This is a genomic window from Desulfurococcaceae archaeon MEX13E-LK6-19 (assembly GCA_029637525.1).
Taxonomy (GTDB): domain Archaea; phylum Thermoproteota; class Thermoprotei_A; order Sulfolobales; family Desulfurococcaceae; genus MEX13ELK6-19.
The window spans coordinates 834,940-861,156 of record CP072660.1 but is presented as its reverse complement, the minus strand read 5'-3'; the positions used below and the strand labels follow the sequence as shown (position 1 = coordinate 861,156).

At 38.9% G+C, this 26,217-nt stretch carries 28 protein-coding genes; 8 read left to right on the top strand and 20 right to left on the bottom strand.

Translation table 11 applies throughout. From position 1 onward, the window contains the following. Window positions 1-28 precede the first annotated feature (28 nt). The 6 genes from J4526_04905 to J4526_04880 all read right to left on the bottom strand — a co-directional run bounded on the left by J4526_04905 (window position 29) and on the right by J4526_04880 (window position 4,848). Window positions 29-499, bottom strand: coding sequence for a hypothetical protein (locus J4526_04905; protein WFO76173.1), 471 nt, complete (start codon window positions 497-499; stop codon window positions 29-31). Window positions 500-687: 188 nt separating this feature from the next. Further along, window positions 688-1,260: a TATA-box-binding protein gene (locus tag J4526_04900; protein WFO76172.1), complete on the bottom strand. Its 573-nt coding sequence runs from the start codon at window positions 1,258-1,260 to the stop codon at window positions 688-690. Window positions 1,261-1,334: 74 nt separating this feature from the next. Further along, the gene (locus tag J4526_04895) at window positions 1,335-2,144 is read right to left on the bottom strand and encodes a metallophosphoesterase (protein WFO76171.1); all 810 of its coding nucleotides are present in this window, start codon (window positions 2,142-2,144) and stop codon (window positions 1,335-1,337) included. Window positions 2,145-2,860: 716 nt separating this feature from the next. Continuing rightward, a complete protein-coding gene (locus J4526_04890; GenBank protein ID WFO76170.1) occupies window positions 2,861-3,067 on the bottom strand; it encodes a DUF5622 domain-containing protein in 207 nt (68 codons plus the stop codon). 78 nt (window positions 3,068-3,145) lie between these two features. After that, the gene (locus tag J4526_04885; GenBank protein WFO76169.1) at window positions 3,146-3,874 is read right to left on the bottom strand and encodes a polyprenol monophosphomannose synthase; all 729 of its coding nucleotides are present in this window, start codon (window positions 3,872-3,874) and stop codon (window positions 3,146-3,148) included. Window positions 3,875-3,909: 35 nt separating this feature from the next. Next, window positions 3,910-4,848, bottom strand: coding sequence for a GtrA family protein (locus J4526_04880; GenBank protein ID WFO76168.1), 939 nt, complete (start codon window positions 4,846-4,848; stop codon window positions 3,910-3,912). Between the two features lie 134 nt (window positions 4,849-4,982). Between J4526_04880 and J4526_04875 the strand changes: the two genes are divergently transcribed. Then, window positions 4,983-5,621 (top strand): uracil-DNA glycosylase, encoded by a 639-nt coding sequence (locus J4526_04875; protein WFO76167.1) that lies wholly within the window; start codon window positions 4,983-4,985, stop codon window positions 5,619-5,621. A 28-nt stretch (window positions 5,622-5,649) separates the two neighbouring features. Here J4526_04875 and J4526_04870 read toward each other — a convergent pair whose 3' ends face one another. After that, window positions 5,650-7,443, bottom strand: coding sequence for a hypothetical protein (locus tag J4526_04870; GenBank protein WFO76166.1), 1,794 nt, complete (start codon window positions 7,441-7,443; stop codon window positions 5,650-5,652). A gap of 146 nt (window positions 7,444-7,589) precedes the next feature. Between J4526_04870 and J4526_04865 the strand changes: the two genes are divergently transcribed. Both J4526_04865 and J4526_04860 read left to right on the top strand, forming a co-directional pair. Then, a complete protein-coding gene (locus J4526_04865; GenBank protein ID WFO76165.1) occupies window positions 7,590-7,976 on the top strand; it encodes a hypothetical protein in 387 nt (128 codons plus the stop codon). A 227-nt stretch (window positions 7,977-8,203) separates the two neighbouring features. Beyond that, window positions 8,204-10,006 carry an ATP-dependent DNA ligase gene (locus tag J4526_04860; GenBank protein ID WFO76335.1) on the top strand — a complete coding sequence of 601 codons (1,803 nt, stop codon included), beginning with the start codon at window positions 8,204-8,206 and terminating at the stop codon, window positions 10,004-10,006. Here J4526_04860 and J4526_04855 read toward each other — a convergent pair whose 3' ends face one another. Further along, window positions 10,007-10,279, bottom strand: a complete 273-nt coding sequence (locus J4526_04855; protein ID WFO76164.1) for a 50S ribosomal protein L35ae — start codon at window positions 10,277-10,279, stop codon at window positions 10,007-10,009. It abuts the gene before it with no gap. 86 nt (window positions 10,280-10,365) lie between these two features. Here J4526_04855 and J4526_04850 point away from each other — a divergent pair, with 86 nt between their 5' ends. Continuing rightward, the gene (locus J4526_04850; GenBank protein ID WFO76163.1) at window positions 10,366-11,142 is read left to right on the top strand and encodes an ATP/GTP-binding protein; all 777 of its coding nucleotides are present in this window, start codon (window positions 10,366-10,368) and stop codon (window positions 11,140-11,142) included. Here J4526_04850 and J4526_04845 read toward each other — a convergent pair. The 8 genes from J4526_04845 to nucS all read right to left on the bottom strand — a co-directional run bounded on the left by J4526_04845 (window position 11,134) and on the right by nucS (window position 16,656). Next, window positions 11,134-11,817, bottom strand: a complete 684-nt coding sequence (locus J4526_04845; protein ID WFO76334.1) for a TIGR00296 family protein — start codon at window positions 11,815-11,817, stop codon at window positions 11,134-11,136. The two genes, J4526_04850 and J4526_04845, sit on opposite strands and share 9 nt — an antisense overlap. Beyond that, the gene (locus J4526_04840) at window positions 11,786-12,319 is read right to left on the bottom strand and encodes a hypothetical protein (protein WFO76162.1); all 534 of its coding nucleotides are present in this window, start codon (window positions 12,317-12,319) and stop codon (window positions 11,786-11,788) included. Before J4526_04840 ends, J4526_04845 begins: the two co-directional genes overlap by 32 nt. Before the next feature lie 119 nt (window positions 12,320-12,438). Beyond that, a complete protein-coding gene (locus J4526_04835; GenBank protein WFO76161.1) occupies window positions 12,439-13,272 on the bottom strand; it encodes a CBS domain-containing protein in 834 nt (277 codons plus the stop codon). A gap of 84 nt (window positions 13,273-13,356) precedes the next feature. Next, window positions 13,357-14,310, bottom strand: a complete 954-nt coding sequence (locus J4526_04830; protein WFO76160.1) for a CBS domain-containing protein — start codon at window positions 14,308-14,310, stop codon at window positions 13,357-13,359. Window positions 14,311-14,419: 109 nt separating this feature from the next. Continuing rightward, entirely contained in the window at window positions 14,420-14,830 is a 411-nt protein-coding gene (locus J4526_04825) for a CBS domain-containing protein (protein WFO76159.1), read from the bottom strand. A gap of 80 nt (window positions 14,831-14,910) precedes the next feature. Continuing rightward, a complete protein-coding gene (locus J4526_04820) occupies window positions 14,911-15,201 on the bottom strand; it encodes a ribonucleoprotein (GenBank protein ID WFO76158.1) in 291 nt (96 codons plus the stop codon). Window positions 15,202-15,305: 104 nt separating this feature from the next. Further along, window positions 15,306-15,914, bottom strand: a complete 609-nt coding sequence (locus J4526_04815) for a class I SAM-dependent methyltransferase (GenBank protein WFO76157.1) — start codon at window positions 15,912-15,914, stop codon at window positions 15,306-15,308. After that, window positions 15,865-16,656, bottom strand: a complete 792-nt coding sequence (nucS, locus tag J4526_04810) for an endonuclease NucS (protein WFO76156.1) — start codon at window positions 16,654-16,656, stop codon at window positions 15,865-15,867. Before nucS ends, J4526_04815 begins: the two co-directional genes overlap by 50 nt. 160 nt (window positions 16,657-16,816) lie before the next feature. On the opposite strand from nucS, the gene J4526_04805 reads away from it, so the two are divergent. Together J4526_04805 and J4526_04800 are read left to right on the top strand one after the other, a co-directional pair. Then, complete coding sequence (locus J4526_04805) at window positions 16,817-17,674, top strand: MBL fold metallo-hydrolase (GenBank protein ID WFO76333.1); 858 nt, start codon at window positions 16,817-16,819, stop codon at window positions 17,672-17,674. After that, window positions 17,653-18,273 carry a hypothetical protein gene (locus J4526_04800; GenBank protein WFO76155.1) on the top strand — a complete coding sequence of 207 codons (621 nt, stop codon included), beginning with the start codon at window positions 17,653-17,655 and terminating at the stop codon, window positions 18,271-18,273. The genes J4526_04805 and J4526_04800 overlap by 22 nt, the downstream gene beginning before the upstream one ends. Here J4526_04800 and J4526_04795 read toward each other — a convergent pair. Then, entirely contained in the window at window positions 18,262-18,591 is a 330-nt protein-coding gene (locus tag J4526_04795; GenBank protein ID WFO76154.1) for a hypothetical protein, read from the bottom strand. The genes J4526_04800 and J4526_04795 overlap by 12 nt on opposite strands. Before the next feature lie 194 nt (window positions 18,592-18,785). Next, complete coding sequence (locus J4526_04790; protein ID WFO76153.1) at window positions 18,786-19,562, bottom strand: hypothetical protein; 777 nt, start codon at window positions 19,560-19,562, stop codon at window positions 18,786-18,788. A gap of 193 nt (window positions 19,563-19,755) precedes the next feature. Between J4526_04790 and J4526_04785 the strand changes: the two genes are divergently transcribed. Together J4526_04785 and J4526_04780 are read left to right on the top strand one after the other, a co-directional pair. Then, on the top strand, window positions 19,756-21,750 hold the full coding sequence (locus J4526_04785) for an NFACT family protein (GenBank protein ID WFO76152.1): 1,995 nt from the start codon (window positions 19,756-19,758) through the stop codon (window positions 21,748-21,750). A 123-nt stretch (window positions 21,751-21,873) separates the two neighbouring features. Beyond that, complete coding sequence (locus tag J4526_04780; GenBank protein ID WFO76151.1) at window positions 21,874-23,100, top strand: methionine adenosyltransferase; 1,227 nt, start codon at window positions 21,874-21,876, stop codon at window positions 23,098-23,100. Here the strand turns inward: J4526_04780 and J4526_04775 are convergent. Then, window positions 23,097-25,157 carry a DUF460 domain-containing protein gene (locus J4526_04775; protein ID WFO76150.1) on the bottom strand — a complete coding sequence of 687 codons (2,061 nt, stop codon included), beginning with the start codon at window positions 25,155-25,157 and terminating at the stop codon, window positions 23,097-23,099. The genes J4526_04780 and J4526_04775 overlap by 4 nt on opposite strands. Further along, complete coding sequence (locus J4526_04770) at window positions 25,126-26,019, bottom strand: phosphotransferase (protein ID WFO76149.1); 894 nt, start codon at window positions 26,017-26,019, stop codon at window positions 25,126-25,128. The genes J4526_04775 and J4526_04770 overlap by 32 nt, the downstream gene beginning before the upstream one ends. Window positions 26,020-26,217: the final 198 nt, after the last annotated feature.

Below are 26,217 nucleotides of genomic sequence, written 5' to 3'. Positions count from 1 at the left end.
TAGCCACAAGGAGTATGGATATTGTAAGTCAAATGCTTTCTATGATGAGCTGTCCTCCACCACGTCTTTTAGCTTTCTTTAGTAATTTCAGTGCACGAGCTCTACCAGGCGTTCCATAATAGGCTTCTCTCCTATCTCTGGCGCTTCTAGCGATCACGTAGTCTTTTATAGCAACAATAGTTATACTAGCTCCTGTTTTCTCTATTTCTCTCTTTATTTTCTCGAGATCATCAGCTACTTCACTGGGCTCGACATAAGGAATCTCTATGACTGCTTCCTCTGTCCCACGCTTATGATCTAATCCATAAATAACTACAGCACTCCATTTCCTAACAAATTCTTCGACCAGTTGGGTAAGCAGCCCCGTAACAACATTGGGTTTATACTCGCTTAAACCCTTCTCTTCAACCATTTCACCAAATTTATCAAGATCGAGAACAATAATAGTTCCTTCAACAAAACCTTTCAGTGTGAGACTAGGTTCTTCATCCCTCTTCATGGTCTAAGGCTGCCCACATCATCATCGCTAAAATACTGTTTACTAAGAACGGTAATTAACTTATCGACTATGGTCGCAAAACACAAGAAAATAGTCTATAACAATTATGTTCAAAGAACTGATCAGTAAATCAAGTATTGTTAAAAGATATACAATCTAGTATCTTGGGATACAAAATATTATTGTACCTATATTCTCGGCTTAAGACAGCCCAAGTCCTTGAGCTTCTTGGCGATCTTTACTACGGCATCCTCTACTTCCTTTTCTTCCTTGGCTCCCGTGATAACCATTTTACCACTACTAAATATCAAGAGCACTACTCTTGGATCTCTCATACGGTGAATTAGTCCGGGGAACTGCTCAGGCTCATACATACTGTCCTCAAGAAGGTAAGCAGCTCTTTCAAGATTCACTTGTGCATGTATGTCGCCAGAAGCAACAATATTCTGTACCTGTATTTTCGGTCTACCAGTAATGACTATACCGTGTTTCCTCAAAAGCTGTATGATCCTTTTAACAGCTTGGATAAGCATTTGTGTACTCTTGGCACCTGTAACAACCATTTTACCAGACTTGAAAATCAATGCCGTGGTCTTCGGTTTCTCGAGCCTAAGTATTAGTCCCGGGAACTGGTCTGGCTGATAAGTTACATTGGGGACACTGTGCTCTATAGCATTCAAATCGAGCTGCTGGTCGAGAATTACTGTTGCGACAATATTTTCTATTCTTATAGTAGGCTTTATATCGTATTCAAAACTCATACCACTTCACCTCTTTTAAAAGAGTATAAGCAGTGGTTTATAAAGCGTTTCCAATACTGTGGCAGTAGCAAATACTATAAAGAACCCGTATCACTGCCGAGAATCTCCATAAGAGTGCTTAGTTCAGGCAACTCCATGACTCCATAGTCTTTCTCTATAACGTATGGTTTCGCGTTCTCGAGAATACCGTGTTCACGAATGTAGGGGGACAAATAGCTAGCTCTGTCAAGCGTAACCCTTGTACCAGACTGGTATGCCCCCATTGACGGTAATACAATAAGCTCCGAGCCTGTATCTAACTTCATGTATAGGAAACAAGGGGCCTTAGTAACCAAGCCTAAAGAATCTATGAGAGCTATACTTGGATGTTCATGACCTATAATGATTAAATCAGCATCAACATCAACAATAACATGCCCATGCGTAAAAACGATCTTCCTCCCCCTATAGGTAACTTCATGATAAGGCATAAGCTCTATACCATAGTCTTTAGTGACTATAGGAAGGTAATTATCATGGTTGCCTCTGACTATAAGTACTCTATCAACCTTATCAAAAAGATAATCAAGCAATGCTTTTACTTCGTATTTCTCTTGCCTTGTAAGCTTATCAAATGAGTGCTTGACATCACCATTGATAAGAACAGTCTTCACACCTCTTTCTTTCAACAAAGAGAAAACCCTATCAAGAGTACTAATAATTCTTCTCAATTGAGCCCTAGGAATAAATACACCCTGTCTAGCCATCTCCTCCTCAAAACCAAGATGAGTATCGGCAAAAACAAGAAGCCCATTATCTTCAAAATACAGGGTCGGAGTAGCAGCCACAATATAAATACCATCATAAATTCTGTAAAGCTCGCTCACACTTCTACTATCACTCATAAACACACCCACTACAAAATATCAGGCATTGTCTCTATTAACAATAAGGTTTAAGTAAAGAATGGGGATGCAGCGGGCCCGCCGGGATTTGAACCCGGGACCTACGGGTTAAGAGCCTCGACCGACTACCAGCCCCCGACCCGCCATAGACTTTCTACACAATACCTATTTTTAAATCTTATCAGAGCACCGAGTAAAAATGCTAGACAAAACTTGTTGAGCCAAGGATATACGGTTACTACATGGAACACCCCAATAATTTTGCAAGATAAAGACCTTAAACATTGACATAAAATCTATATAGACATTTCTACTTCACGGTTCTAGTTTGTTCTAGATCTAGATTCGGAGGGAAGAATCCAGTAGACTATTGGTAGTGGATGGGAGTAGAAGCGGGTCGGGGGCTGGTAGTCGCCCGCCGCTCTACCAGGCTGAGCTACGGGCCCATCTTTCTTCTTTTTCATATCAATCAAGGGGTTATTAAAGCATTACTGTATTTAGGTTCAGCCAATCGACCCCTCTTCATGCTTAATCATATATGTGCTCCGTTTATGTCGGCCTCATCATCTATATTACGCTTTATGTTTAAGACCTAGATATTGTTTACTACTTAACATGATTAGATGATAAGCCTGTCTGAAGAATAGTTTACTATTGTTTATCTATTGTTGAGAAATTCAGAACGGTAAGAAGTTAAATGAATATTCGTCAATAAATTATATCTCGTATAATTTTCTCCTTACTTCCTCAGGTAATTCTTCTTCTTTGAGAATCTTGTATGTGTATGGTGGGTTCCTGGTTTTGGGTCCAACAACTATGTATTTTTCAGGGTCTGCTGGGTCTCTGCTTTTTAGTGTTCTTACTTTAACGAACCATCCGTCATTTCTTTCAACATATACATATTTACCGTGTTTACCGCCCATGGATGCCCACCAAATAATCACGTTACTACTTTACTCCACCTTAGAATCATGTAATCAGTATCCCAGTATTTATAAATTCTACTTCTGTTTTCTAATCTTGTTCTTCACAATATAGATCGCGTCGAGAAGCACCTGTATCAAGTACTCGAATATAGTTTTCTTACCGAGCTTGCTTTTACCTTTCCTACGACTGCGGAAAACATATGGTGTCTCACAGACTTTGACCGACGGGTTCTTAACTATGACTTCAATAAGGATCTTATAGCCCATAGGTCTTATATCGGGATTTAATAATAGTTCTCTACGAGCACCAAAGAAACCACTCATAGGATCACTGATTTTCCGTACTGGAGGAAGGAAAATCCTGGCAATAATTGTTGCCACCTTGCTTTCGATATACCTGAGCTTGCTCCATCCCTCAACTCCGCCACCTTTAGTATACCTTGATGCAACAACTACATCACATCCCTTATTCAATAAATCAACAATATCAGGTATTTTCTCTGGCGGATGCTGGAAATCAGCATCCATAACTACAACACATGGACAAGAAGCATTTTTAGCACCATATATTATGGCTGATGATAAGCCTCTTTCGCCTCGTCTGACGAAAACCTTTACATTATACTTGTCCTCATATTCTTTAGCGACTTCCCATGTCTTGTCAGGACTATCGTCATCAACCACTATGATCTCATATTTTATACCATTATTGTTAGCTATAGAGGCAATAAGCGGAATCAATTCCTTAACATTTTCTCTTTCATTATAAGTAGGTATTATTATTGAAACGCATTCGCACACCATTGGCTTGCATCTCCTAACAGAGTTGTTCGTAATCCTCATTCCTGTCTATTACTTGTTTCTTCTTGAGGAGACCAAGTAAATAATCTTCCGAGTATATAGTTGCCTATAAATCCAAGAAGTATACCAATGAATGCGGCTGCTGTAATACTCCACCCAAATATACCCGTAAGGACTAGTATGCTTGATACCTGCATCAATAAGCTTGCTATACTAGCAATATGGTACTTAACGAGCCTCCGAAGTATATCCAGGACTCCACGCGATATATTCATGTCGCCAAAAGTCCAAGCTTCATGGAGCACGAAATTAAACATTATACTAGCTTCAAATCCAGCTAGACCAGGCACTATCAATTGTAGGTATTTTCCGGGAGCAGCTCCCACTTGTTCAGCAACCAGCGAGACAACAACAAGATTAACTATGCTTCCAAGTAATCCCACAAATGCGAACTTTAGTATACGAAGAGGTTCTTTTACAGCAAGTAAGAGAGGATAAGGTAGTTTACTGTATATGTGGATTAAATAGTATATCAATGGGATATCGTAGGTAAACTCGATAACTCTACTCGCATTACTCATAACAATATCGATGAATTCACCAGTCTCACTACTTTTCTCAATAAGTCTCTTCCTGAACAACAATACATACCCACGTGGATGACCAGTTATTTTCTCTAGAATAGAAAGCCCTCCTATCATCTTCCATATACGCTGTAGAACTGATACTGGTCTAGCAATAATTACAACGACATCAGCACCCTTAAGTTTCTCTAAGGCTTTGGGTATGATTAAGTCTGCGAATAAGTAACTTATGTCAGGTATAACTGCCACATATTCACTACTGGACTTCAAAACACGTTCTCTTACTTCATCTAGTTCAACAAGATCCTCTGGTAAAAGCCTTACCCCAGCCTTCTCTGCCAATCCCGTTTTAACAATAATTTTCGTGACTTTCCCCTGCTCTAATAAACTCATTTCGTTAAAGTAACACCTCCATTAGTATCCAGGACGCTGAGACCCTGCTTGCCACTAGTCATTCGTCTCAGAATAATAATTTTATAACGTACTTCTTCTTATCTATTTCCAAAAAGAGAAAAAGAAAGAGATAGGTGCTTTTCTTGGAGACTGGTGAATGGGAAAAACTGATAGAAGAGATCAGGCAGTGCCGTAAATGCCCGTTGCATAAGACGAGAAAGAATCCGGTCCCAGGAGAAGGATCTATTGAAACAAAAGTCATGTTTGTAGGAGAGGCTCCAGGTGCAAGAGAAGATGAGGAAGGGAGACCTTTTGTTGGTGCTGCAGGTAAACTACTAACAGAGCTATTAGAATCAATAGGGGTTAAGAGGGAACAAGTCTACATAACAAACGTTATTAAGTGTAGACCACCGGGCAATAGAGATCCTACTGAAGAGGAAATAGCTGCTTGTCTGCCATATCTTATCAGGCAAATAAAACTACTACAACCAAGAGTCATAATCGCGTTAGGAAGACATGCCGCTAAGACATTATTTAAACTAGCTGGTCTTACGTGGAAAAACATGACTGCAATGCATGGCAGGGTACATGAAGGAGTTATTGAGGGTATCAAAGTGAAAATTGTAGCAACATATCATCCTGCTGCCGCCCTATACTACCCTAAATTAAGACCAGTTCTTGAGAATGATTTCAGAGATGTAATAAAACATCTAATAACGAGTAGTAAGGAGACTACAGGAAAGAAACAACGTTCTCTTCTCGATTACATATAGCAAAATCCTTTAGTCATTCCATAATGTACTACTCTATACTTTTCCTACCATAGATCCCTATAGCATAGCCTATAATGAAGCTTCCTAAGATGATCAATATCATACTAAATAAGACTATTTTGTCAACATACAACCAAGGTAAAGTATATTGTGCTGGCTCCAAGATTATTTGTTCTTTCATACTTGTTATCTCATGTAGTACAAGCATGTGAAGCATTGATGTAGACAGAGGTGCTACACCGTATTCTTCCGATGTAGAATAGAATTCCAGCGCAGTATAAGCTGATGGCATTATTTCACCAGAATATAAGTCAAAGTATTCCAGCATTCTTACAACACTAGTTCTTATCCCCTCTCTGACGAGACTTGATAGTACAGTGTATTGGGGTACTGATAAAAGGAAGTTACTTAGATCTCTTTCGATCCATATTATTCTCGAGAGAAGCACTATGTTATTACTCCAAAACCATTTCCTCGACAACAAGTCCTGGACATATTCACATACATCAGTAAAGCCTAGCGACTTTAGGAATAAAGCAAACGCCCTAAGAAGCCCATACTCATTCTTTATTGTCTTCTCTAGTGCTTCAGTACGTATGGTTATTACATCACTACCACGCTTAGTAAGCTCCATCCACTGTCTAGCTGTATCTATACGTGCAATGGCATACGATATATTGCTAGCAAAATAGATGAGATCATTTTCATTTCTAATACCTCGTGCCAATATACCCTTTGACAGATTATACGATTCTATTGAATCAAATAATCTTTCATAGACATTAATGAGTACATCAAGATCATACAATGATATGTTATCTACATCCTTCACATAACTTGTCAAAGTATTATTGAATTCGTTGAGTATTTCTTCATAATCTTTGATAAACATGCTGGGGTCAATATTTTCATTTACACACTTAATGTATATGTAAACAGTATTAAGCACCCAATATCCATAGAAGGCTCTACTGGCAGCCGTATAGTACAGTCCTTTTTCAACATAATCCTTGGATTCATTTATTGATATATAACCACTCTTATAGTACTTGTCTAAATCTAAACCATGTATGATACCTATGTTATCGTCAATGTAATCTAATATTTCGATTGATTTATTGTAGAAGTATCTCCAGGAGCTATAAAACATTCCATTGAGAACACTTGATTTATTTAGAAGTAGTTTCTCTAAAGCAGGATCATACTTCGGGTATAAGGGTGTTAACGCGAACACTTCATATGAATCAATTATCGATACAACAGGCTTGTAATGAGCTTTGCCCAATAGTTTAGGGTACACGGGAGTTAGGATACGCTTATACCCATACTTTACTGCAGCATCGTATTTCTCATCAATACCAGATACATTACCAACAATACCGCTCGGTGCAATAAGTCCTGTTGCCGTGGCATTCTCGTCCCAGGGGTCTCCACGGAGAAGTACTAAGAATGCAAGAGTGAATAATAATGTCGCGCTAAGCCCTTCAACACTACTAGTGTCAGTGTACTCGACATAGTAATCATAATTATCATGGTATACACCAGCTATTCTTGCCGCCATCCATGTAGAAAAGTTAAGTGATGCAACAACATCTTCTGCGAGAAGACCTTTATTACCTAGAAGGATAAGTCTTCCCTTTCCCGGTGTGACCCATAGATTAAACTCTATAATATCTCCTTCACCTTCCTTAGTGACAGCTAAGGCTCCAACATGTATTTTACGTATACCCCGTATTGTTTCGGCAGATACTAGTGGAGTAAATACTATGGCGACAACAATAAGTAATGATAGTAGACTACATATGACAGATTTCTTAATCATACCAACACCCACCACAACAACATTGCTATTTCGTGCAGGTTTTCTCTCTTAATTTCTTCGTTCACACATACTACAATTTTTAGTGTTCTGAATAAAAGAAACTAGATGACACAAAACAGTGGTTTCCCCGAGGAGGATTGATTATTGTGAGTAGTAAAGAGGTTCTCCTTGAATATCTCAGAAGGAAAGCAGATGAACTTAGAAGGGAACTAGAAATTATCGAGGAGATAATAAGAATTCTTGACTCAATCAACGTAGAAGGAGAACTAAGCGAGCCCCGGGTAATAAGAGATAGAAGCGGTGTAAGAATAACAATCCCACGTCCACTAGAACCCGGTAGTGTTGAAGCAGAATACTTGTTTGAACGATTAAACGAGGTTCTCGGCGAAAACTATGAAGTACAAAAAGACCGTAACGATAAAATAAGAGCAATCAAGATCCATATCCCTGTCGATGATAAGTTGATTAGAGAAATAAAGTCAATAATAAAAATCGTTATAGAAAGCAGTATCGAAAAGAAACCCTCAGTGTAACACTGATAAGACATACCCCCATAGGGGGTTCCTACTTGCCGGGTAACATTCATCGGGCTCTATAGCTGTAATTATATAGAAGACCTAATATGTTATTTAGTTCAAGGGCATCATACTACCAAAAAACAATCGCATTGTTATGGGCCAGTAGATGTATTAGCCTAAGTTAAGTACTAGTTATTGTAGATAAGGTGGTTTGTGTGTCTCAGGAACAGCCCCAAAAAGATATGGAGTTTATAATTCTTGCTAACACTTTCGAAAAGATAGAGGCGATCACATCTAGAACACAGATGACACTTTATCTTGTTGATTTGTTTAAGAAGACTCCTCCAGAGATCATAGACAAAGTCATTTATTTGATCCAGGGGAAGCTTTGGCCTGATTGGATGGGCATGCCTGAACTAGGTGTTGCGGAGAAGACTCTTATTAAAGCGATAGCGCTTGCAACAAATACCCGTGAATCAGAAGTACAAGCACTTTTCAAGAAATTCGGTGATCTAGGAAAAGCCGCTGAATACCTTAAACAGAAAGCTTCGAGTGCTGGGCAACAAGGGCTTCTCGCATTCGTCCCAGCAAAGAAGGCTCGATTAACAGTTACAAAGGTATACAATACACTTGCACGTATAGCCCTAGTTACTGGCGAGGGCAGTAGAGACATAAAACTGAAACTACTAGCCGGCCTCTTATCAGACGCTGAACCCAAAGAAGCAAAGTACATCGTTAGGTTCGTAGAAGGCAGGCTAAGACTTGGCGTCGGCGACGCCACTGTAATGGATGCCCTAGCAATAGTCTATGGCGGTGGAGCACATGCCAGACCCATAATCGAGAGAGCATACAATATGAGAGCAGACCTCGGTAATATAGCAAAAATACTTGCTACACAGGGAATCAACGCTATAAAGAACATAAAGCCTGAAGTAGGGACGCCCATAAGACCCATGCTCGCTGAGAGACTCAGCGACCCACTAGAGATCTTAAAGAAAACAGGCGGGAAAGCGATTGTAGAATACAAGTACGATGGAGAAAGAGCGCAAATCCACAGAAAGGGAGACAAAGTATGGATATTCTCGAGAAGACTTGAGAATATAACACGTCAGTACCCGGATGTAGTCGAATACACGTTAAAGCATTTGAAGAGCAATGAAGCTATAGTAGAGGGAGAAATAGTTGCATACGACCCAGAAACGGGTGAGCTAAGGCCTTTCCAAGAACTCATGCATAGAAAGAGGAAACATGACATACACGTAGTTATTAAGGAGTATCCCGTGAAAGTATTTCTCTTCGACCTACTCTATGCCGATGGCGAGGACTACACAAACAAGCCTATTCTTGAGAGAAGAAAGAAGCTTGAAGAAATAATTGAGCCATCGGATGTATTCAGAATAGCCGAGTACATAATAACTGACAACCCTGAGGAGCTTGAGAAATTCTTCCTTAAAGCAATAGAGGATGGAGCAGAGGGAGTTGTAGTCAAGGCCCTTCATGGCCAGGCGGTGTATCAAGCTGGTGCAAGAGGATGGCTGTGGATAAAATACAAGAGAGACTATAAGAGCGAAATGATCGACACAGTAGATCTCGTAGTAGTCGGCGCATTCTATGGTAGAGGACGTAGAGCAGGATCCTACGGGGCATTATTGATGGCAGCATACAACCCCGAGAAAGATGTCTTTGAGACCGTATGTAAGGTTGGAAGCGGTTTCACAGACGAAGACCTAGCAAAACTTCCCGATATGCTCAAACCCTACATAATAGACCATAAGCATCCCCGTGTAGTAGCGAAAATGGAGCCCGATATCTGGGTGACACCAGCTCTCGTTGCAGAAATAATTGGAGCAGAGTTAACACTGTCACCTATACACACTTGTGGCATGGATAAAATAAAGCCAGGTGTAGGCATATCGATTAGGTTCCCGAGATTCATAAGGTGGAGGCCAGATAAATCACCAGAAGATGCCACTACGACACAAGAATTGATTGAAATGTACAAGAGACAGTTGAAGAAGATAGCTACTGAAGTAAAAACACCATAGCTAATCAGGTAAAATTACGCGAACTGGAAGCCCTATCGCTTGCCCAGGTATGTTTGGCTCAAAAACTACTCTAACAACACCTTTTCTACCATGAATCTTTGTTACTTTTCCTATGAACACGTTACCGTATTTGTCCTTCAAAACAATTTTCGCGCCAATAAATCTCGATGCTTCTCTATAGTCGTTTACTCCATCTATTTTCAATAAAACCTGGTTAGGATACTGTGAGTTCGGGCCTCTCCTATATCCTAGTATCCACCCAGTCCTCTCCACGCTGTCTCACCCCCTCATTAATAACCTTAATAACTTGTTTAGGTATAACCGTTTTAACAGTTACTTCACTGGAGGAAGACAACACTATGGTAATGATCGTAGCGTTTATTGGTCCCGCTGGCAGCGGGAAGACAAGCCTTGTTAACGCTTATGGCAAGTGGGTTAAGGATAATTTGTGGCTGCGTGTTGCACAGGTAAATCTGGATCCTGGTGCCGAGATTTTACCCTATAAGCCAGTATTCGATATAAGGTCTATGTTCACAATAAGGGACATCATGGTTAAGTACAACCTAGGACCCAATGGGGCTTTCATAAAAGCAGGAGAACTAATTGCAGAAAATACTTCTTCTATAATGGAGAAAAATCCTTTCAACAATATTGATGAATGGGATATAATACTCATAGACACACCTGGCCAAATGGAGGCATTCATATTCCGCCCCAGCAGCAACATACTATTCGAGAAGCTGAGGAGTCTAGGCAGTATAATAGGGGTCTTCATAATTGATGCCACAGCAATAACTTCACTAACAGACGCACTAGTACTATGGTTCCTAGGCTTACTGACCCAAATAAAAACGGGGTTACCGATAGTACCCGTGATAAATAAAATCGATGTAGCACCCAATACTGAGTATGCTGAATTATTGATAAAAGAGCCCGAGAAACTCGTTGAGCTAGCGAAACAAGAAGAAACAGGAGAAGGATTGCTAAGCGATTTATCTCACGAACTCACACAAATAGCCCTGAAAACGAGACAAGCACTAAGACCCGTCAAAGTATCAGCAAAAGATGGAACTGGTTTAGACGAACTCCATTACTTACTGCACGAAGTTCTCTGTGCCTGCGGAGACTTAACCTAACTTACTCCTACATAACCGCTCATATTCTTTCGATAAATCAAATTCCTCGACATCACCGTATGGTTTCTTTTCTCTAAACACCCTACCCTCATATGCAAGTACTTCAGTATCTTCATGCAGCCAGCAATCCGGCGTTAAACCCGCTTTTATACATGTTTCCGCGAGAAAGGTCTCTTCATCCCAACAATACTCAATTGGAACCTGGGGCAGTAATGTACCCTGGAAGAAGCCTTTCTTCACAACAAGTCCATGTTTACCAATAATTATCTTTTTAGGTAGATCCCACCTATTTTCAACAACAATAGGCTCTGGAGTAGATAGAATAGAAACCTCGAAAGTAACTTGGCTCAACTCGCTTTTGGCTATTGGCGGAAACCTAGGATCATTAAATGCTGCCTCAATAGCGGATTTAATTACTGCCTCAACAAGAGGCTGTATTGGCGCAAGAAAACCTATACATCCACGTAGACTTCTAAGCTCTTCGCCTTTGTATGTTTCAATAGTAGTAAAACACATACCTGGTCTTTTCAGTTTCTCAGGTGTGTCCTCGGGGGGTTCGAGTATTTTGCCGCCGGAATCAAAATAGTACTCTACGGCTTTACGTGCCAGTTTGACGAGAAAAACGCCTTCATCATACGATAATTCACTGGGATGAATTGGTTTTTGTCCCGACAATTTTGATCCTCCTTTGCTCCATTTCTTCAAGTATCTCACGTGCCCGCTTAAGTGTTTCCTCTATACCTTTCCAGTGCCTTCCCATCCAATATATTTTCCCACACTTCTTACAAACCCAGAAATCACTATGCTTCTCATAAACCCGGGGTGGGACACGCCCTTTAACAACATCTTTACCTACTTTCACAAGCTCGCCATTACATATTGGGCATCTGGATTTCTCTATATCAACGTAAAGCCTAATACCAGTCTTTAAAGCCAAATAAGCGAGTCTTTCCTCCATAGTATCTTGTTCTAACAGAATGCTTTTCAACCCCTTGCTCAAGGCCCTGTGATGCAGTCCTCTATCCCTTGTAAGTATGATTCTATCTTCTTTATCGGCAATCATCAAAATTTTCCAGTCCTCAAGCTTTCTACCATAGATTACATCATAGCCTAATAGTCTCAACCATCTTGCAACATTCCCTAGCATAGTGTCAACAACAAACCTGGGTTCACTCATTGCAGAGACGCCTCCAGCTGCTACCAAGAGGAAAACAAAATATCACTTTAATATCTTGACATGAATAAGAAACCATTAACTTTTATTTAAAAACAACGAGTAAGTTGTTGAGGGTAATATCATTTACCCTGACTGATTTTTTCGTATAAATGCTCGATTATTCTATGTATTGTTACTACACCAGCAATATCACCTATTTCATCAAGAACTATAGCACCCCTTGAGTTCTTTTCAAGAATTTTTGAAGCAGCTGTAACTACGGTATCTGTTATTCTTAAGGTAGGAGGCCTAAACCTCATTATATCCTCTACAATCAAATGCATTATCCTTTCTTTCCTGAATTTAGCTGGCACTATATCTTGGAATTTGAATATAGCATATGCTACATCAAATATAGTCACGTAGCCTACTAGATCATTTTTATCATCTACTACAGGCATGAAGGAAACATCTTTCTTAAGCATTGTGTCTCTAACTTTCAGTACTCTATCAGTAGTCTTTGCTACAAAGGGTTGTGTATCCATTATGACTCTTACTTCGGTATCATCTTCTCCAAGTAATTTGAGGAGGTTTTCACGATATATCACACCAACAATATCATTATTCTCTACCACGGGGAGTATGCCATAGCCTTTTTCAACCATTATATTAAGTATGTTCACTACATCTTCACTTGGTGTAACATAGACCACTGGTGCGTTCATGAAACTTGATACATGTAAACTACTGGGTGTTGTAAGTCTTGTTCTCTGTGTAGCTAATTTCTGTACTATATCCCTGCTTGTAATAACTCCAGCAAGCCTTCTTTCTTCGCGGTGTTCTGCCACCACAACGTATTCATAAATAACCATCTTATCTACTCCATGTTTTTCCATGACTTTATATGCATGGTACAACGTTTCGTTTTTGTCTATTAGTGGAAACTCTTTTGTCATAAAGTCATTTGCTTTCATAACTACCACCCGTAAGCATGGTTTAGATCTATAGTCCGCATATATTTATTCGTGAGATGTAAATGGCTTATGAGAGGTTAAAATCTATTTTTTAGGTGTAGCCACAGCATACAGTATATCACGCTCAGTCACTATTCCAATAAGCTCATTGTTCTCATTAACAACCAACACTGAGCCAACATTCTTTTCAGCCATAAGTTTTGCCGCTTCCCCAATATCCTTATCAGGTGCTATAGCAACTACTTCACGCACCATGAGCTCATTAACAGGGGTTTTAAGTACGTCTTCTATGTCTCCCGTGGTAGTCCTCCTGAACGCTTCATGCGTTCCGAAGAATTTTATTATATCCATAGCTGTTATGATTCCCTCAACTACATTTCCTTTGGTCACAGGAAGACGACGGAACCCATATTTGGTCATTTTTTCCATTGAAGTTTTTATCGTTGCATTGGCATCAATGGTTACAACAGGAGAGGACATTACTTCAGATACTTTTACGCCAACATACGTGCTTGTTGACAAGTAGTCTAGAATATCTTTCTCTGTTATGATGCCATAGACCTCATTGTTTCTAGTTACAACAGGAATTACACCCACACCATTAACCACCATTTTCTCTAGAACATCAGGGAATTTCTCGTCAACATATGCTACAACGGGTTCTCTATTCATCAAAGTTGAAACATGTTCATTTTTTAATGCCGAGAAAATATTTCTTCCATGCCTATTCACGACAATATTATAGTATTCTCCCCCACCAAGATAGTTTATGAAATCCATTGAAACAACAAGTCCTTCAAGTAAGTTCGATCCCTTGATCACTATAAGACTCCTATATCCTCGACTCATTTTCTCTAATGCTTCAATAATAGGTGTTGAAGAAGATACTGTAGCTACAGGTTTCTTCGCAATAATTAGCAGTTCTTCTGTCTTCCTATAGATCCTATCATCGAAATTTGGTTTTCCATCACTTCTCAGCCATCTATATTTATCTCTCCAGCCAAACTTTCTTGTCTTCCTAGGTATTAATCCACCCACACTAATCACCTACTATTAGAAATTATTCTCACCCAAGCTAAGCATACACTGTACAAGGATAAAATGTTTCCCTAACTAAATTACATAAAAATAGTACAGATCGCTAGACTCATTGTTCACCGAGCTTCTTCTTAATAATATCTAAGAGATCCTTGAGGTACTCCATAAGATCCTGATCAGATATCATACCGATTATTTTACCGTTTTCCTTGACGGGTAAATGACTTATGTTATATTTAATCATTGTATTTATTATTTCTTCGATCTGTGCATCAGCATCAATAGTTATGAGAGGTTTACTCATGATCTTTTCGACAGGTTCATCAGAATTGAATTTTTCGAATAATATAGCCCTTATTATATCTCTCTTGGTTACAATACCTATTGGTGATACATTCTCGTCAACGACAATAAGACTACCTACTCCTTCACCAAGTATTCTTCGGGCAGCTTTGGCTATACTATCTTTAACATTAATATATCTTATCTCAGGAGTCATGATATATCTTGCAGTTAACACTTCTAACACCTTCAATCATTGCCAGAATTATTACGGTTTTTACATTATCTCTTTAATAGTTTGATTTAATGGTTTAAGAATTATCTTGCAGCTATTTCGGGTGCTACTTGTCCGTAGTTTATGCTGACAAACAGTATATGACTACCCCTAATTAGTACCCTGCCGTACTTCGCTGTTGGTTTTCCTTCAGGATCTATTTCCTCGCAGTCAGATAGAACAACATTCATAGTATTGTCTACAAGTTCTAGTACCCCAACATATTCTGTCCCATCTTTTAGTTTAACTAATACGATTTGGTTTATTGCTCCTCTAAGGTATTTTAGAGGAGACACAAGTTTAGGTGTGCTCGGCTGTCTTACTGTGGCTACCAAGTTTATCCCTCACAAGATCTATCCATTATCTCAAAGCTTCCATGTATCCTTGGTAAAACGATATAAATGAAGCTATATATAAACGTTTATTCCTTAAAACCATTCTAAGTTCTTGTGATCAAATAAAAACAATCTTTACCTTTGCATCCGATAAAAACACATTCTAGATCAGGCGATTCGCTACAGACATTATCTATCATCTCTATTATACCGTTTTTATTAGGGTCTTTCTCTAGGAATGAAACAAGTAGTGCTCCGTGTTTTTTAAGAACTCTTTTTGCTTCATAAAGAAAGCTCTTCTTATCAATAACATTATTTATGACAGTGAAAGAATATATTGTATCAACCATGTTACTCCTCAAAGGAATTTGTTCTCCATATCCTTGTATTATCAGTATTCTAAACTTGTCCCCACCATGTGTTTTACTTAGAACCCTAGAAAGCATACCACTACTTGGGTCGATACAGATATATTTCTCGACATTAATGTTTTCGTTTTTAAGAAATTCGTAGAAGAGACCCGTGCCACAGCCTAGGTCGAGAATCAAGGAACCAGGTAGGATGCGCTTATTGAAAATCACATACTCGTATTTCTCATATTGTTCATCTCTATATAGCTCATCGTATCGACTATATGTTGTATCATAAAGCAAAACCGTGTCTTCATGTACTGTTTTGTTTTCTAAAGAAGTCAAGTATGCTTTTTTCTCCACCTATGCCCACCCGTTTCTTCTCTTTCTTCATTTTCCAGAGCTTCTGGATATTGACAACCTTATACTCGAGCCCAAGTTTCTCAGCTGTCTCGATAGCTTTCTGTGTTAACGAGGGAGCTACAAGTATTCCACGAGGTTTTACACCATAGTTTCTAGCGTAAGACTCTACGTACTTGTATAATTGCAGTACTGCATCACGTGAAGCTGTTACGCGTTTGATCTCGATGATAACGGGCTTACCACTACTATCATATCCAAATAAATCAATACTGCCTACAGGCAGTTTCTTCTCCTTTTCAATAATTTTAAGCCCTTCCTCAACAATCCATGGTTCCTCGTAAATCAAATCCCTTATTTCATGTTCATCAAGATATATTATGAACTCTCCTGTATCAACAAGTTTCCCCATAACAACAGCCTTTACATCACTAAAGAATACTCTAACAATTTCCCTTGGGCTACTACGTATAGCAGTGACAACAAGCATGTCATCAGCATGCTCGACCCTAATAGCTGAAGTATTTGGTTGCCAGTTGACCGGGGCATAACCAGTAGGTCTATGTACTATAAAAGCACCATCCTCCTTAATTATAACCAGTCTCTCTCCCTCAGATAACCGTGATTCACTACGTCCTTCGTATTCAATACTACAACGGCCTATAATGATCACAACATTTTTATTCTGAATACCCTTCTTTATGGCCTCACCTGCTTCTCTCAAATCCTTTGGTTGAACAACCATGATACCCAAGGCTGGGTACCGCACCCTCTCGATTAGATAGTTTTCTAGCACTTTTTTATTACCCGCTATGATAAAAATATCAAACGAAAAGCATAGAGCTGCTAACGGGTAAGCAAGTCCTTTGAGGAATTATAAAATTAAACTAATAGGCTTCGACAGTATGGGCACAAGGGCTATGGCTACAGTAATTGACATGAGCGGGACGAAAATCTTCATTGACCCCGGCGTGAGCTTTGCGCCAAAACGATACGGCCTACCTCCCCATCCAAAAGAGCTTGAGAGATTCGAGAAACACCTAGACGAAGTCCATAAGGAGGTCGTGGATAGCGACTATATTATCATAACACATTACCATAGAGACCACTATCTATACCGAGATGGAGAGGAGGAATACTATAGAGGTAAGCACCTCTATATAAAACATCCTGAAGAAAACATTAATCCAAGCCAGAAAATCAGAGCATACGTACTCTTAAAGAAAAAGAATGTCGAAAACCTCGTAAAATCCCTAAATATAGCTGACGGCAATAGGTTTACAATAGATGACAACATAATACTAGAGTTTTCGGACCCCGTTCCCCATGGATGTGATGGAACAAAACTAGGATATGTTGTAATGGTGTATATTTCATGCGAAGACATCAGTATACTCCATGCAAGTGATGTCCAGGGTCCAATGAATACTAAAGCTAAGAACTTTATTATAGAAAAGGATCCAGACATACTAATAATATCCGGGCCACCAACATACATGGAAGGACACAAAATAAGTAATGAGAATATTGAGACGGCATTAGCGAACATGAAAGAAATTATTGGTAACACAGTAAACCTTAACACAATTATTCTCGATCATCATCTTTTGAGAGACCTTGACTACAAGGAGAGGATACGGGATTTACTTGTTGCCGCGGAAAAGAATAATATTAGAGTTTTGACAGCTGCCGAATACTGTGGTAAACCTATAGAACAGTTAGAGGCGTTGAGGAAGAAACTATGGGAAGAAGACCGAAAATAGCTATAGAACATTTAGAAGATACCGTGGGGGTATGGTTATTTCTTGAGTATAGACATTCGTGTATTATCGCCGGCTGTAATAATATATTGATAACCAATCTCCCTGAAAAATATCATCCACTTTTCAAAAAATACTGCTGTACAACATATTCGGAGAGTGTCTTAGAACTTTATCCTCAAGAAAGAATACTCATACTAGACCCCCAGGCTCCACTGACTCTTACAAAAAATGATCTTGAAAAAGTTGATGTAATAGTTATTGGAGGTATTCTCGGTGATCATCCACCTCGTGGTAGAACAAAAGAACTACTGTCGTCAAGGGCCCCCCGTGCCCTCAAGAGAAATATTGGCAGCGGCCAGTATAGTATCGATGGAGCTACTTATGTAGTAAACAAATTTATTGAAACAGGCTCATTATCTTCAATAAAATACGTTGATAACGTCGTGATTAAAGGAGAAGTTAATGGAGTTGTAAGGGAAATAAAATTACCGTTTAGGTACCCTGTTGTCAATAATGAGCCCTTACTAGCACCTGGACTACGTGAATACCTACTGTATGGCAAGATACCAGATAGTATAAGAAAAGAATTATCCGAATAAGTCAAACAGTATAAAAGCTACAATAATCCATGTCAAGAAAAATGTCAGCAATCCCCTAATAAATAATAGAAACAACGTCTTTTCTCTAATAACTCTATCAACAATGAAACCACTAGTTAAATACACTATGAAGGAAAAGAACCATATTGTGTAAGAGTTGTCGACTATAATTGTTATGTTGAACCTATACATGGTATATGCGATGAATCCATAGATTAAACCAATAATAAATCGTACAAGAACAACACGATCCTCTTCATCTAGCTTGCTATAAAAATCACGAATGATTTCACGCAATTGTTCTGTCATCATCTTCACTACAAACACCATAATATTAGAGCATTTCGAGCATTTATTAATGCTATTTTCTTAGATAGCACAAACTCCACAAGATACTGTTATCTACCCTATAAATCCCTCCCTCTAATTCTGATATTTCACAAAAAATACTTTGCTTTACTGTTTTGGAATTCTATATTATAAATCCATAGAATATTGTGTCTGGCTAGATGTTACTTTGATAGCATCTTTACAAGCTCTTTTACAAGTTTCTCCTCACTAAGTTTCTTGACCATATCATCTATGTTATTAAGTGCGTCATTTACTTCAATAAACAAGTTTTTAACACTCTTTAACGATATGTCAAAAGGCATTGATGATGGGCTAAGTTTTGTTGTAATTAATGTTATTGTGCTATAATGTTCTTTCGGTAATCCAAGTTTTTCTGTTCTAATGCTATGTGTTATTCTAGCTAAATCATAAAGATGTTCAAATGTTTTTAGAACAGAGTCTTTAAGTTTAAGAATACGTGCTAGCTCGTTAAGTCTTATTTCAAGTTGATTGAACAACATATATACTTTATAGAATTCGGTATACGGAATTCTGATCTTCCTGAATACGCCAAAGCTTACAACCAAGGGTTCTATTACTATTTTATCACGATGCCCTTGTTTCCACTCGTAACATTCATTGAGAAACTTTATGGCTTTCATATATTTTTCTAGTTCATTTAAGCGCCCTTCAACTTCTTTTATATCGAGCCCAACTAGGTCTTCAAATGCCCTACTTCTATAGATCTTATCCAGTACTTCAAGGAATTTTGTGAAATGTTCAGGTTCACTACTCTTTTTTAACTCTGCGAATCTTTTTTGTGCTTCCTCAATTAATGGATATATTTCACTAAGTCCACGGGATCTAGTAGAACACCAGTTATGAAGATTATTTAATGCGTCACGTAATGCAACTAATTCAAAAAGTGCTCTTTTTATATCGGAACTACTACATACCAATTAATCCACCTATTAGTTGGCATCTGTTATATTATATTTTTCCTAGAATAATAATATTTTTATCATTGATCATATAATAGTTTAATGATAATCATAAAAACATGTTATAAAAATAATCTCAATAAGAACCTGTATCAGTATCAGTAATTCATAAGTGATGCATTACAATTTACTTTACTGAGATGATGATACCATGCTCAAAAAATCAATGAATATTTTGGATATACTGGCATGGGTTAGAGAGAACAAAAATGCTGTTGTTGGTGCAAGGATTTCAAATATTTATAAGGCTACGAACTATTGGTACATGAAAATACATGGAAAATCAAGATTATTATTGAAAATAGAGCCAGGCAGAAGAATACACTTTTCCAGCGTAGAGCCTTCAGCTAAATCTATTGATAAACTAACAGCTGTACTAAGAAAACATACTAGAGGAGGCATAATTATTGATTGCAATAACATAGGTTTCGAGAGAATCATAAAATTAACTATATCTGCACACAAAACAACATACAATCTATACGTAGAGCTTCTACCTCGAGGCACACTAGTACTCACAAATGATAAGAACGTGATAATTTATGCAAGCCAGTTCATTGAAATGAAGGATAGAAGCATAAAGCCAAGAATTGAATACAAGCTTCCTCCATCTTCACTAGATCTACTAGAAATAGACGAGAAAACTATAGTGAACAGAATCAGAATGGGAAGGGATTTAGTGAGGGGTGTTGCTAGAGGGCTAATGCTTCCAGGTGAAGTAGCTGAAGAGGTATTGTATAGAGCAGGTCTTTATGAATTAAAAACAATTGACCCTAAGGCCATCAGCGAAAACGATTTATTAAGAATATTTGACGAACTAAAGAATCTAATTAATGAATCAAGTGGGGGTAAAGGTTTTCTTGTAAGAAACAGCAACATGGATATACCCGTATCATTCACGCCATATTATCCTAGTGTCTATAAAGAAATCCATGGACTCGACGTCATAGAGACAAATACGTTTAATGATGCTGTAGATGCCTATTTTACTTATATTGAGAAGATTGAGGAGGAGAATAGAAGAAAGAAGATTCTTGAAGAAGAGATGAAGAAACTCAATAAGACTATTGAAGCACAGAAAAAACTTGTCATTGAATACGAAGAGAAGATCAAAGATCTCGAGAAAAAAGCCTTGCTATTATCTATGAAGGCCTATGAGGTTCAAGAGATACTGAACTGTGTTAATAAGATCAGGAATAGCCTTGGCTGGGAGAAAGTAACTGAGTGCAACAATGTTAAAAGCTACAATAAGAAGCAAGGTCTGGTCTGTATTAATGTTGACGAGGAGATTATTTGTCTTGACATAAGGAAGGATGTGTGGACAACTATTAAAGAACTGTATAAACGAATTGGCGAACTTAAACACAAGTATAAGAAGGCCTTGGAGGTACTTGAAGAGCTTGAGAAAAAACGTAGAGAAATAGAGGCAGAAAGAGTGGCTAGAGCTAAGGAGGCTAGATTCTTAATCAAACCAAGGATGTGGTATGAACGATATCACTGGCTTATAACTAGTGAAGGCTACTTAGTAGTTGCCGGTAGGGATGCAAGCCAAAACGAGTCATTGGTAAGAAAATATCTCGAACCAAACGATATTTTCCTGCACGCCGATATCCATGGTGCACCTGCCACCATACTCAAGACGAGGGGGATGCAACCCAGTGAACAAAGTATACGTGAAGCAGCAGTGATCGCTGCCTGCTACTCAAAAGCCTGGAAAGCAGGGTTCGCCGCTATCGATGTATTCTGGGTAAAAGGCGAGCAAGTATCAAAGACTCCTCCTTCAGGAGAATACTTGGGTAAAGGAGCATTTATGATATACGGGAAGAAGAACTACGTCAAGAATGTTGAACTTAAACTCGCAATCGGGATAGAGCCCGTACACGACGAGATATATGGTTTCTACCAAAGAGTAATTGTTGGCCCCCCAGAGCTTGTCAAAAAGAGGAGTCTAGTCTACACGATTCTAATACCTGGCGACCAAAAACCTGCTACATTATCGAAAGACATTATATCTAGGTTCAAGAAAATTCTTGGCGAGGAATTGTTTGTAAATGATAATGATGTTCTCGAGAGGATACCCGGCCCATCGAGAATCCTAGGCTTCTACAAAGGTGAAGCAGTCCTTGAATCCCAAGAGAATACATAGTTTTATTTAATATACACGAGTTAACTCTTTTACTCAGCTATTAACACTCACTACCACAGGCATTAATATTTAAAGATTCCACTTTTAATTAGAGATACTAAACAACAAAGCCAGGTGAATACTATGAGCGGTATTGAGAGAAACATAGTCGTTGAACCAATAAAGTTCACGCCAATGGATGAAGTTGATGTAGAGCTTGTAGAGAGAAAAGGGCTCGGACACCCTGATTACATTGCTGACTCGGCTGCAGAGGCTGCTAGCAGAGCTCTTTGTGAATACTACATTAAGAACTTCGGCACCATTCTTCACCACAACCTTGACAAAGTACTACTTGTTGGAGGACAGGCGAAACCTCGGTTTGGGGGAGGTGAAGTACTTCACCCGATCTTTATCCTTGTCTCCGGTAGGGCGACAACGGATGTCATAGTCAATGGGCGTATAGAGCCTGTTCCCGTGGGTAAACTCGTTGTCAAAGCTGTAAAGGATTGGATACGCAACAACTTCAGGTTCCTTGACCCCGATATCCATGTTATCGTTGATTATAGAATAGGTAAGGGTTCAGCAGACTTAGTAGAAGTATTCAAAGCAAAAGGCAAAGCACCTCTAGCCAACGATACCAGTATTGGAGTAGGTTTCGCACCCCTATCAACACTTGAAAAACTTGTATTTGAAACAGAGAGACTACTGAACTCAAAAGAGTTTAAGAGCAAAGTTCCAGCAGTAGGCGAAGACATCAAAGTCATGGGACTAAGAAATAGATCGAAAATCGATTTGACGATCGCGGCTGCCATAGTTTCTAGCCAAGTACACGATATTGATGAGTACGTGAATGTTAAAGAAGAAATAAAGAACGCTGTTCTCGACCTTGCTTCTAAACTAGCACCAAATCATGATGTCCATGTCCATGTAAATACCGCTGATATGATCGAGAAGGGTGTTGTGTATTTAACTGTTACTGGTACATCTGCTGAACACGGTGACGACGGGGCTACAGGTAGAGGCAATAGAGCCAATGGTTTGATAACTCCTATGAGACCAATGAGTCTAGAGGCAACAGCTGGAAAGAATCCTGTAAACCATGTCGGTAAAATCTACAATGTAGCCGCATCAATTATCGCTAACAGAATATACCGCGAAGTCAAGGGAGTACGTGAAGTGTATGTAAAACTGTTAAGCCAGATAGGTAAACCTATTGACCAGCCACTTATTGCAGACGTAAAAGTTGTTCCAGAAGGAAACGAGTTACCAGCACATATCATAAGCGATATAAGAGGAATTGTTGACGACGAATTAGCCCGCATAACTAGGTTAACAGACTTGATCCTGAGGGGAGAAGCATTACTGTACTAAAGTCGTGAGAGCTCTCCCTTTAAACCAAGCTTCTTTTTTCTCATCTCCTGATATTCCTCGATAAGCTTCAAGATTCTCTCATACTCGTCTTCCTTCTTCTTTTCTTCAATAATATTCCAGAGCTCATCTACAACACCTATAATGCTTGGTTCAACGAATATTATGTCGTCAACGATATAATGTTTGAACTTCTTCAAAGACACCACAGGTATTCTATCATCCAATAGTTCGTTGTCCACATCTTGTCCCACAATAAGCGCAACACGGTTTTCTTCTAGGTATTTAAGCACCTCGCAACAAAGCCTTCCTATATCGCTAACATATATTGCCTTCAATAAGCCCACATTATTCTCTACAGATTTAATCACATTACTTAGTGTCGGGCTTTTAACAACTGGAACAGGTATATAGTTTTCGTAGGCAACAATTCGAAGTAGCTGTTTAAGTGTTTTGTTCTCGTTTACGAGTTGCTCAATAGTATTCTTTAACTTAGTTACTTCATCCTTCAGCGATTTGTTTTCAAGACGGAGTTTCTCAATTTCTCTCAACGTCTCTTGGTCTGCTTCTTTAACTGATTTTAATGTTCTCAGTTCTATTTCTAGTGCCTCTAGTCTCTGACTTAAATCCCTGATTTGTTGACTAAGCCTCTTCTTTTCAGCCTCGAGGGCTTTTATCCTTGAGTCTATTCTTTTACTTGTATCATGTTTCTTTTCAGCTGTAGTACTCTTCTTGTCATCTATAGGTACTGTAGTATCTTGTGTAAAACCTATGTCTTGTTCCATAATTCTCTCTAATTCTTCCTCAATGGCTTCAGCAAGAGTCTTTCCCTTTATGATTGCAACCTTGATCCTATCTTCATCGAGACTTATACCGTATTTTCTCAGGTTCTTTTCGATCTGACGGAATTTATCCTCAAGACTCTGATAAGCCTTATAAGCAGCAGCCAAAGCATCTCTCTCATGACTATCCTCTACGTCAAGCCATGGATACTTCTTTGTAAGCATACTAACGATCTCTATTTTCTCAACAGTAGACAAGTTACGAGGTGGAACAAATAATTGTGCTTTTACTGTAGCAGCGAGCTTCTTTACTGCATCAGGAGCCTCCGCCACGTCTGTTGCAATAATAACAGGGTATCCTATAGACGAGATCATGTTTATTATGTCGTTTCTATCGATATTCTTTGAACTATAGAGGAAGAGTGGTACGCCGTTAAGATCTATTACTGCTATACCAGTACTTACACCAGGATCTATTCCTACGATGACTGGTTTCCCGCTTTTTCTAAGATCCTCTCCAACAACTACTTTGTTTTTATAAACAGGTTTTATAATCACCCTGACGCTCTTCGTGTTGATTGGCTTGATTAAACCATAGAGTTTCTCACGGGGTGCATACACTATGAATACTGCTCTCTCAAGGCCTCCCTTGGCTTTCTTAAATAATAGATCGTAGTCGAAACCATTTCTGTCAAGTATTTTCTTAATCTCCTTGGCTACAGCAAGTATGCCTGAGCGAATACTCCTGACATACCTATTATAGCTCATACCACCATGGCTTACGCTTCTTCCCCGAACAACTATGATCTTAGTCTTTTCCTCGAGAAGTTTTACTTTATATCCATATCCTTTCCACGCTATTAACGCCGAGAGAATAGCTGTTTTTAGAGGAGATAACTTCCCATCAACATTTATCCCTATGCTCTTTGCCATACTCTTTATATTGAGTGCATCAGGCCCCCAACCCGTTACCTGGACAATACTTGTACCGGGAGGTAACAAGACAAAGAGTTTAGCCAGTTTATGCTCGGAGGGAGCAAGTTCATAGACGTTGTCTATGGCTATAATACTCGGCTTGTATTCCCATATGAGGCGTAAGAGTCTCGACAAGGAAATATCTTCATACTTATCAATAATTTTACCATCTTTTAGAACAGCCATTGCGTAATGGGGCTGTTTACTAGAAGACGGGCTATGACCTGGAAGAATATCTACCCCTATGATTACATCACTAGTAGCCCCGGATTCACCAGGGCTCTTCACGTTCTCCTCTGACATAGGCTAAAGCCCTTTTTGTGTCTATGCTTATCTTGTAATTTTTATTGAAAAACCTGACTATATACTCTACATCTCGTTCCAACAAAAAATCACTACTCGGGTTATCTTTCTCTACATATTGAGGCCAGTCTATAATGACGGGATCCCCTGTCCTTACATCAATTAATACATTATATTCACTTAAGTCACCATGAACAATGCCTACCTCTAGGTAAGCTTTCCTTATTGTTTCAAGTATCACCCTAAGCACTTCACTAGGATTCTCAAGAGCAGGTTTACGATAAAGCTCAATTCCCTCAATATAATCAAGCACTATAGCATGTCTATTGTATGCAAGGGGCTTCGGTATATTTGCACCAGCATAATATAGTTCCCTTAATGCCTTGAACTCTCTTTCAGCAGCAATTTTAGATTGCTTATACCAGTCTAGATGAGGGTCAACGGCAAATACTCTTAATCTCCTCGTACCCCTAAAACTGGGTCGACCGATTCTAAGCAATTTCACAACAATCATTTTATTGCCTGGCGCAAGTGCTCTATAGATTTCACTCTCCTTACCTACAGCCATACGGTCACCAATAGCTTCAAGCACACCCTTGTTTACAAGTGTTCTCAACGCAAGCATATCGAGACCCAAATACGTGAGACGGTATCCTTTGTACATCATGAATTGTCTCTTCACAAGCTTCAATCTATGAAGTTTCGTTAAAGAAAGCTCCACGTGACTTTCCGGCATACGAGTATACTTCTCGATCACTTCAAGAGGTACATACTCATATTTAGCCATACCTTTCTCAATAGCGTTAAGTACCTTGAAATCCCTCTCTGTCAGCTTCCTATAGATCTCACCGATCTTCGGCATTATAATCACTATACCAGTCTTTTACGCAACACCTCTTTCTCTCAAATCCTTATTAACTTGACAATATTATATTTCCATCCAGACTCTTTGATAAGTGTCACACGGAGAAGAAGTTGTCCCATCAATATAAACTTTATTCTAAAAACTTTATTATCTCGCTCTACTGCTTAAACAATTCATTGTAGAGTAAAACTAATA

Excerpts from the sequence above, each read along its gene's own strand:
- J4526_04775 (WFO76150.1), bottom strand. The coding sequence starts at position 25,157 with ATGTCAGAGGAGAACGTGAAGAGCCCTGGTGAATCCGGGGCTACTAGT.
- J4526_04770 (WFO76149.1), bottom strand. The coding sequence starts at position 26,019 with ATGCCGAAGATCGGTGAGATCTATAGGAAGCTGACAGAGAGGGATTTC.
- J4526_04895 (WFO76171.1), bottom strand. The coding sequence starts at position 2,144 with ATGAGTGATAGTAGAAGTGTGAGCGAGCTTTACAGAATTTATGATGGT.
- J4526_04900 (WFO76172.1), bottom strand. The coding sequence starts at position 1,260 with ATGAGTTTTGAATACGATATAAAGCCTACTATAAGAATAGAAAATATT.
- J4526_04805 (WFO76333.1), top strand. The coding sequence starts at position 16,817 with ATGGGCACAAGGGCTATGGCTACAGTAATTGACATGAGCGGGACGAAA.
- J4526_04785 (WFO76152.1), top strand. The coding sequence starts at position 19,756 with ATGCTCAAAAAATCAATGAATATTTTGGATATACTGGCATGGGTTAGA.
- J4526_04780 (WFO76151.1), top strand. The coding sequence starts at position 21,874 with ATGAGCGGTATTGAGAGAAACATAGTCGTTGAACCAATAAAGTTCACG.
- J4526_04870 (WFO76166.1), bottom strand. The coding sequence starts at position 7,443 with ATGATTAAGAAATCTGTCATATGTAGTCTACTATCATTACTTATTGTT.
- J4526_04835 (WFO76161.1), bottom strand. The coding sequence starts at position 13,272 with ATGAAAGCAAATGACTTTATGACAAAAGAGTTTCCACTAATAGACAAA.
- J4526_04880 (WFO76168.1), bottom strand. The coding sequence starts at position 4,848 with ATGAGTTTATTAGAGCAGGGGAAAGTCACGAAAATTATTGTTAAAACG.
- J4526_04885 (WFO76169.1), bottom strand. The coding sequence starts at position 3,874 with ATGGTGTGCGAATGCGTTTCAATAATAATACCTACTTATAATGAAAGA.
- nucS (WFO76156.1), bottom strand. The coding sequence starts at position 16,656 with ATGGTTGTTCAACCAAAGGATTTGAGAGAAGCAGGTGAGGCCATAAAG.
- J4526_04890 (WFO76170.1), bottom strand. The coding sequence starts at position 3,067 with ATGGGCGGTAAACACGGTAAATATGTATATGTTGAAAGAAATGACGGA.
- J4526_04850 (WFO76163.1), top strand. The coding sequence starts at position 10,366 with ATGGTAATGATCGTAGCGTTTATTGGTCCCGCTGGCAGCGGGAAGACA.
- J4526_04840 (WFO76162.1), bottom strand. The coding sequence starts at position 12,319 with ATGAGTGAACCCAGGTTTGTTGTTGACACTATGCTAGGGAATGTTGCA.
- J4526_04860 (WFO76335.1), top strand. The coding sequence starts at position 8,204 with ATGGAGTTTATAATTCTTGCTAACACTTTCGAAAAGATAGAGGCGATC.
- J4526_04800 (WFO76155.1), top strand. The coding sequence starts at position 17,653 with ATGGGAAGAAGACCGAAAATAGCTATAGAACATTTAGAAGATACCGTG.
- J4526_04905 (WFO76173.1), bottom strand. The coding sequence starts at position 499 with ATGAAGAGGGATGAAGAACCTAGTCTCACACTGAAAGGTTTTGTTGAA.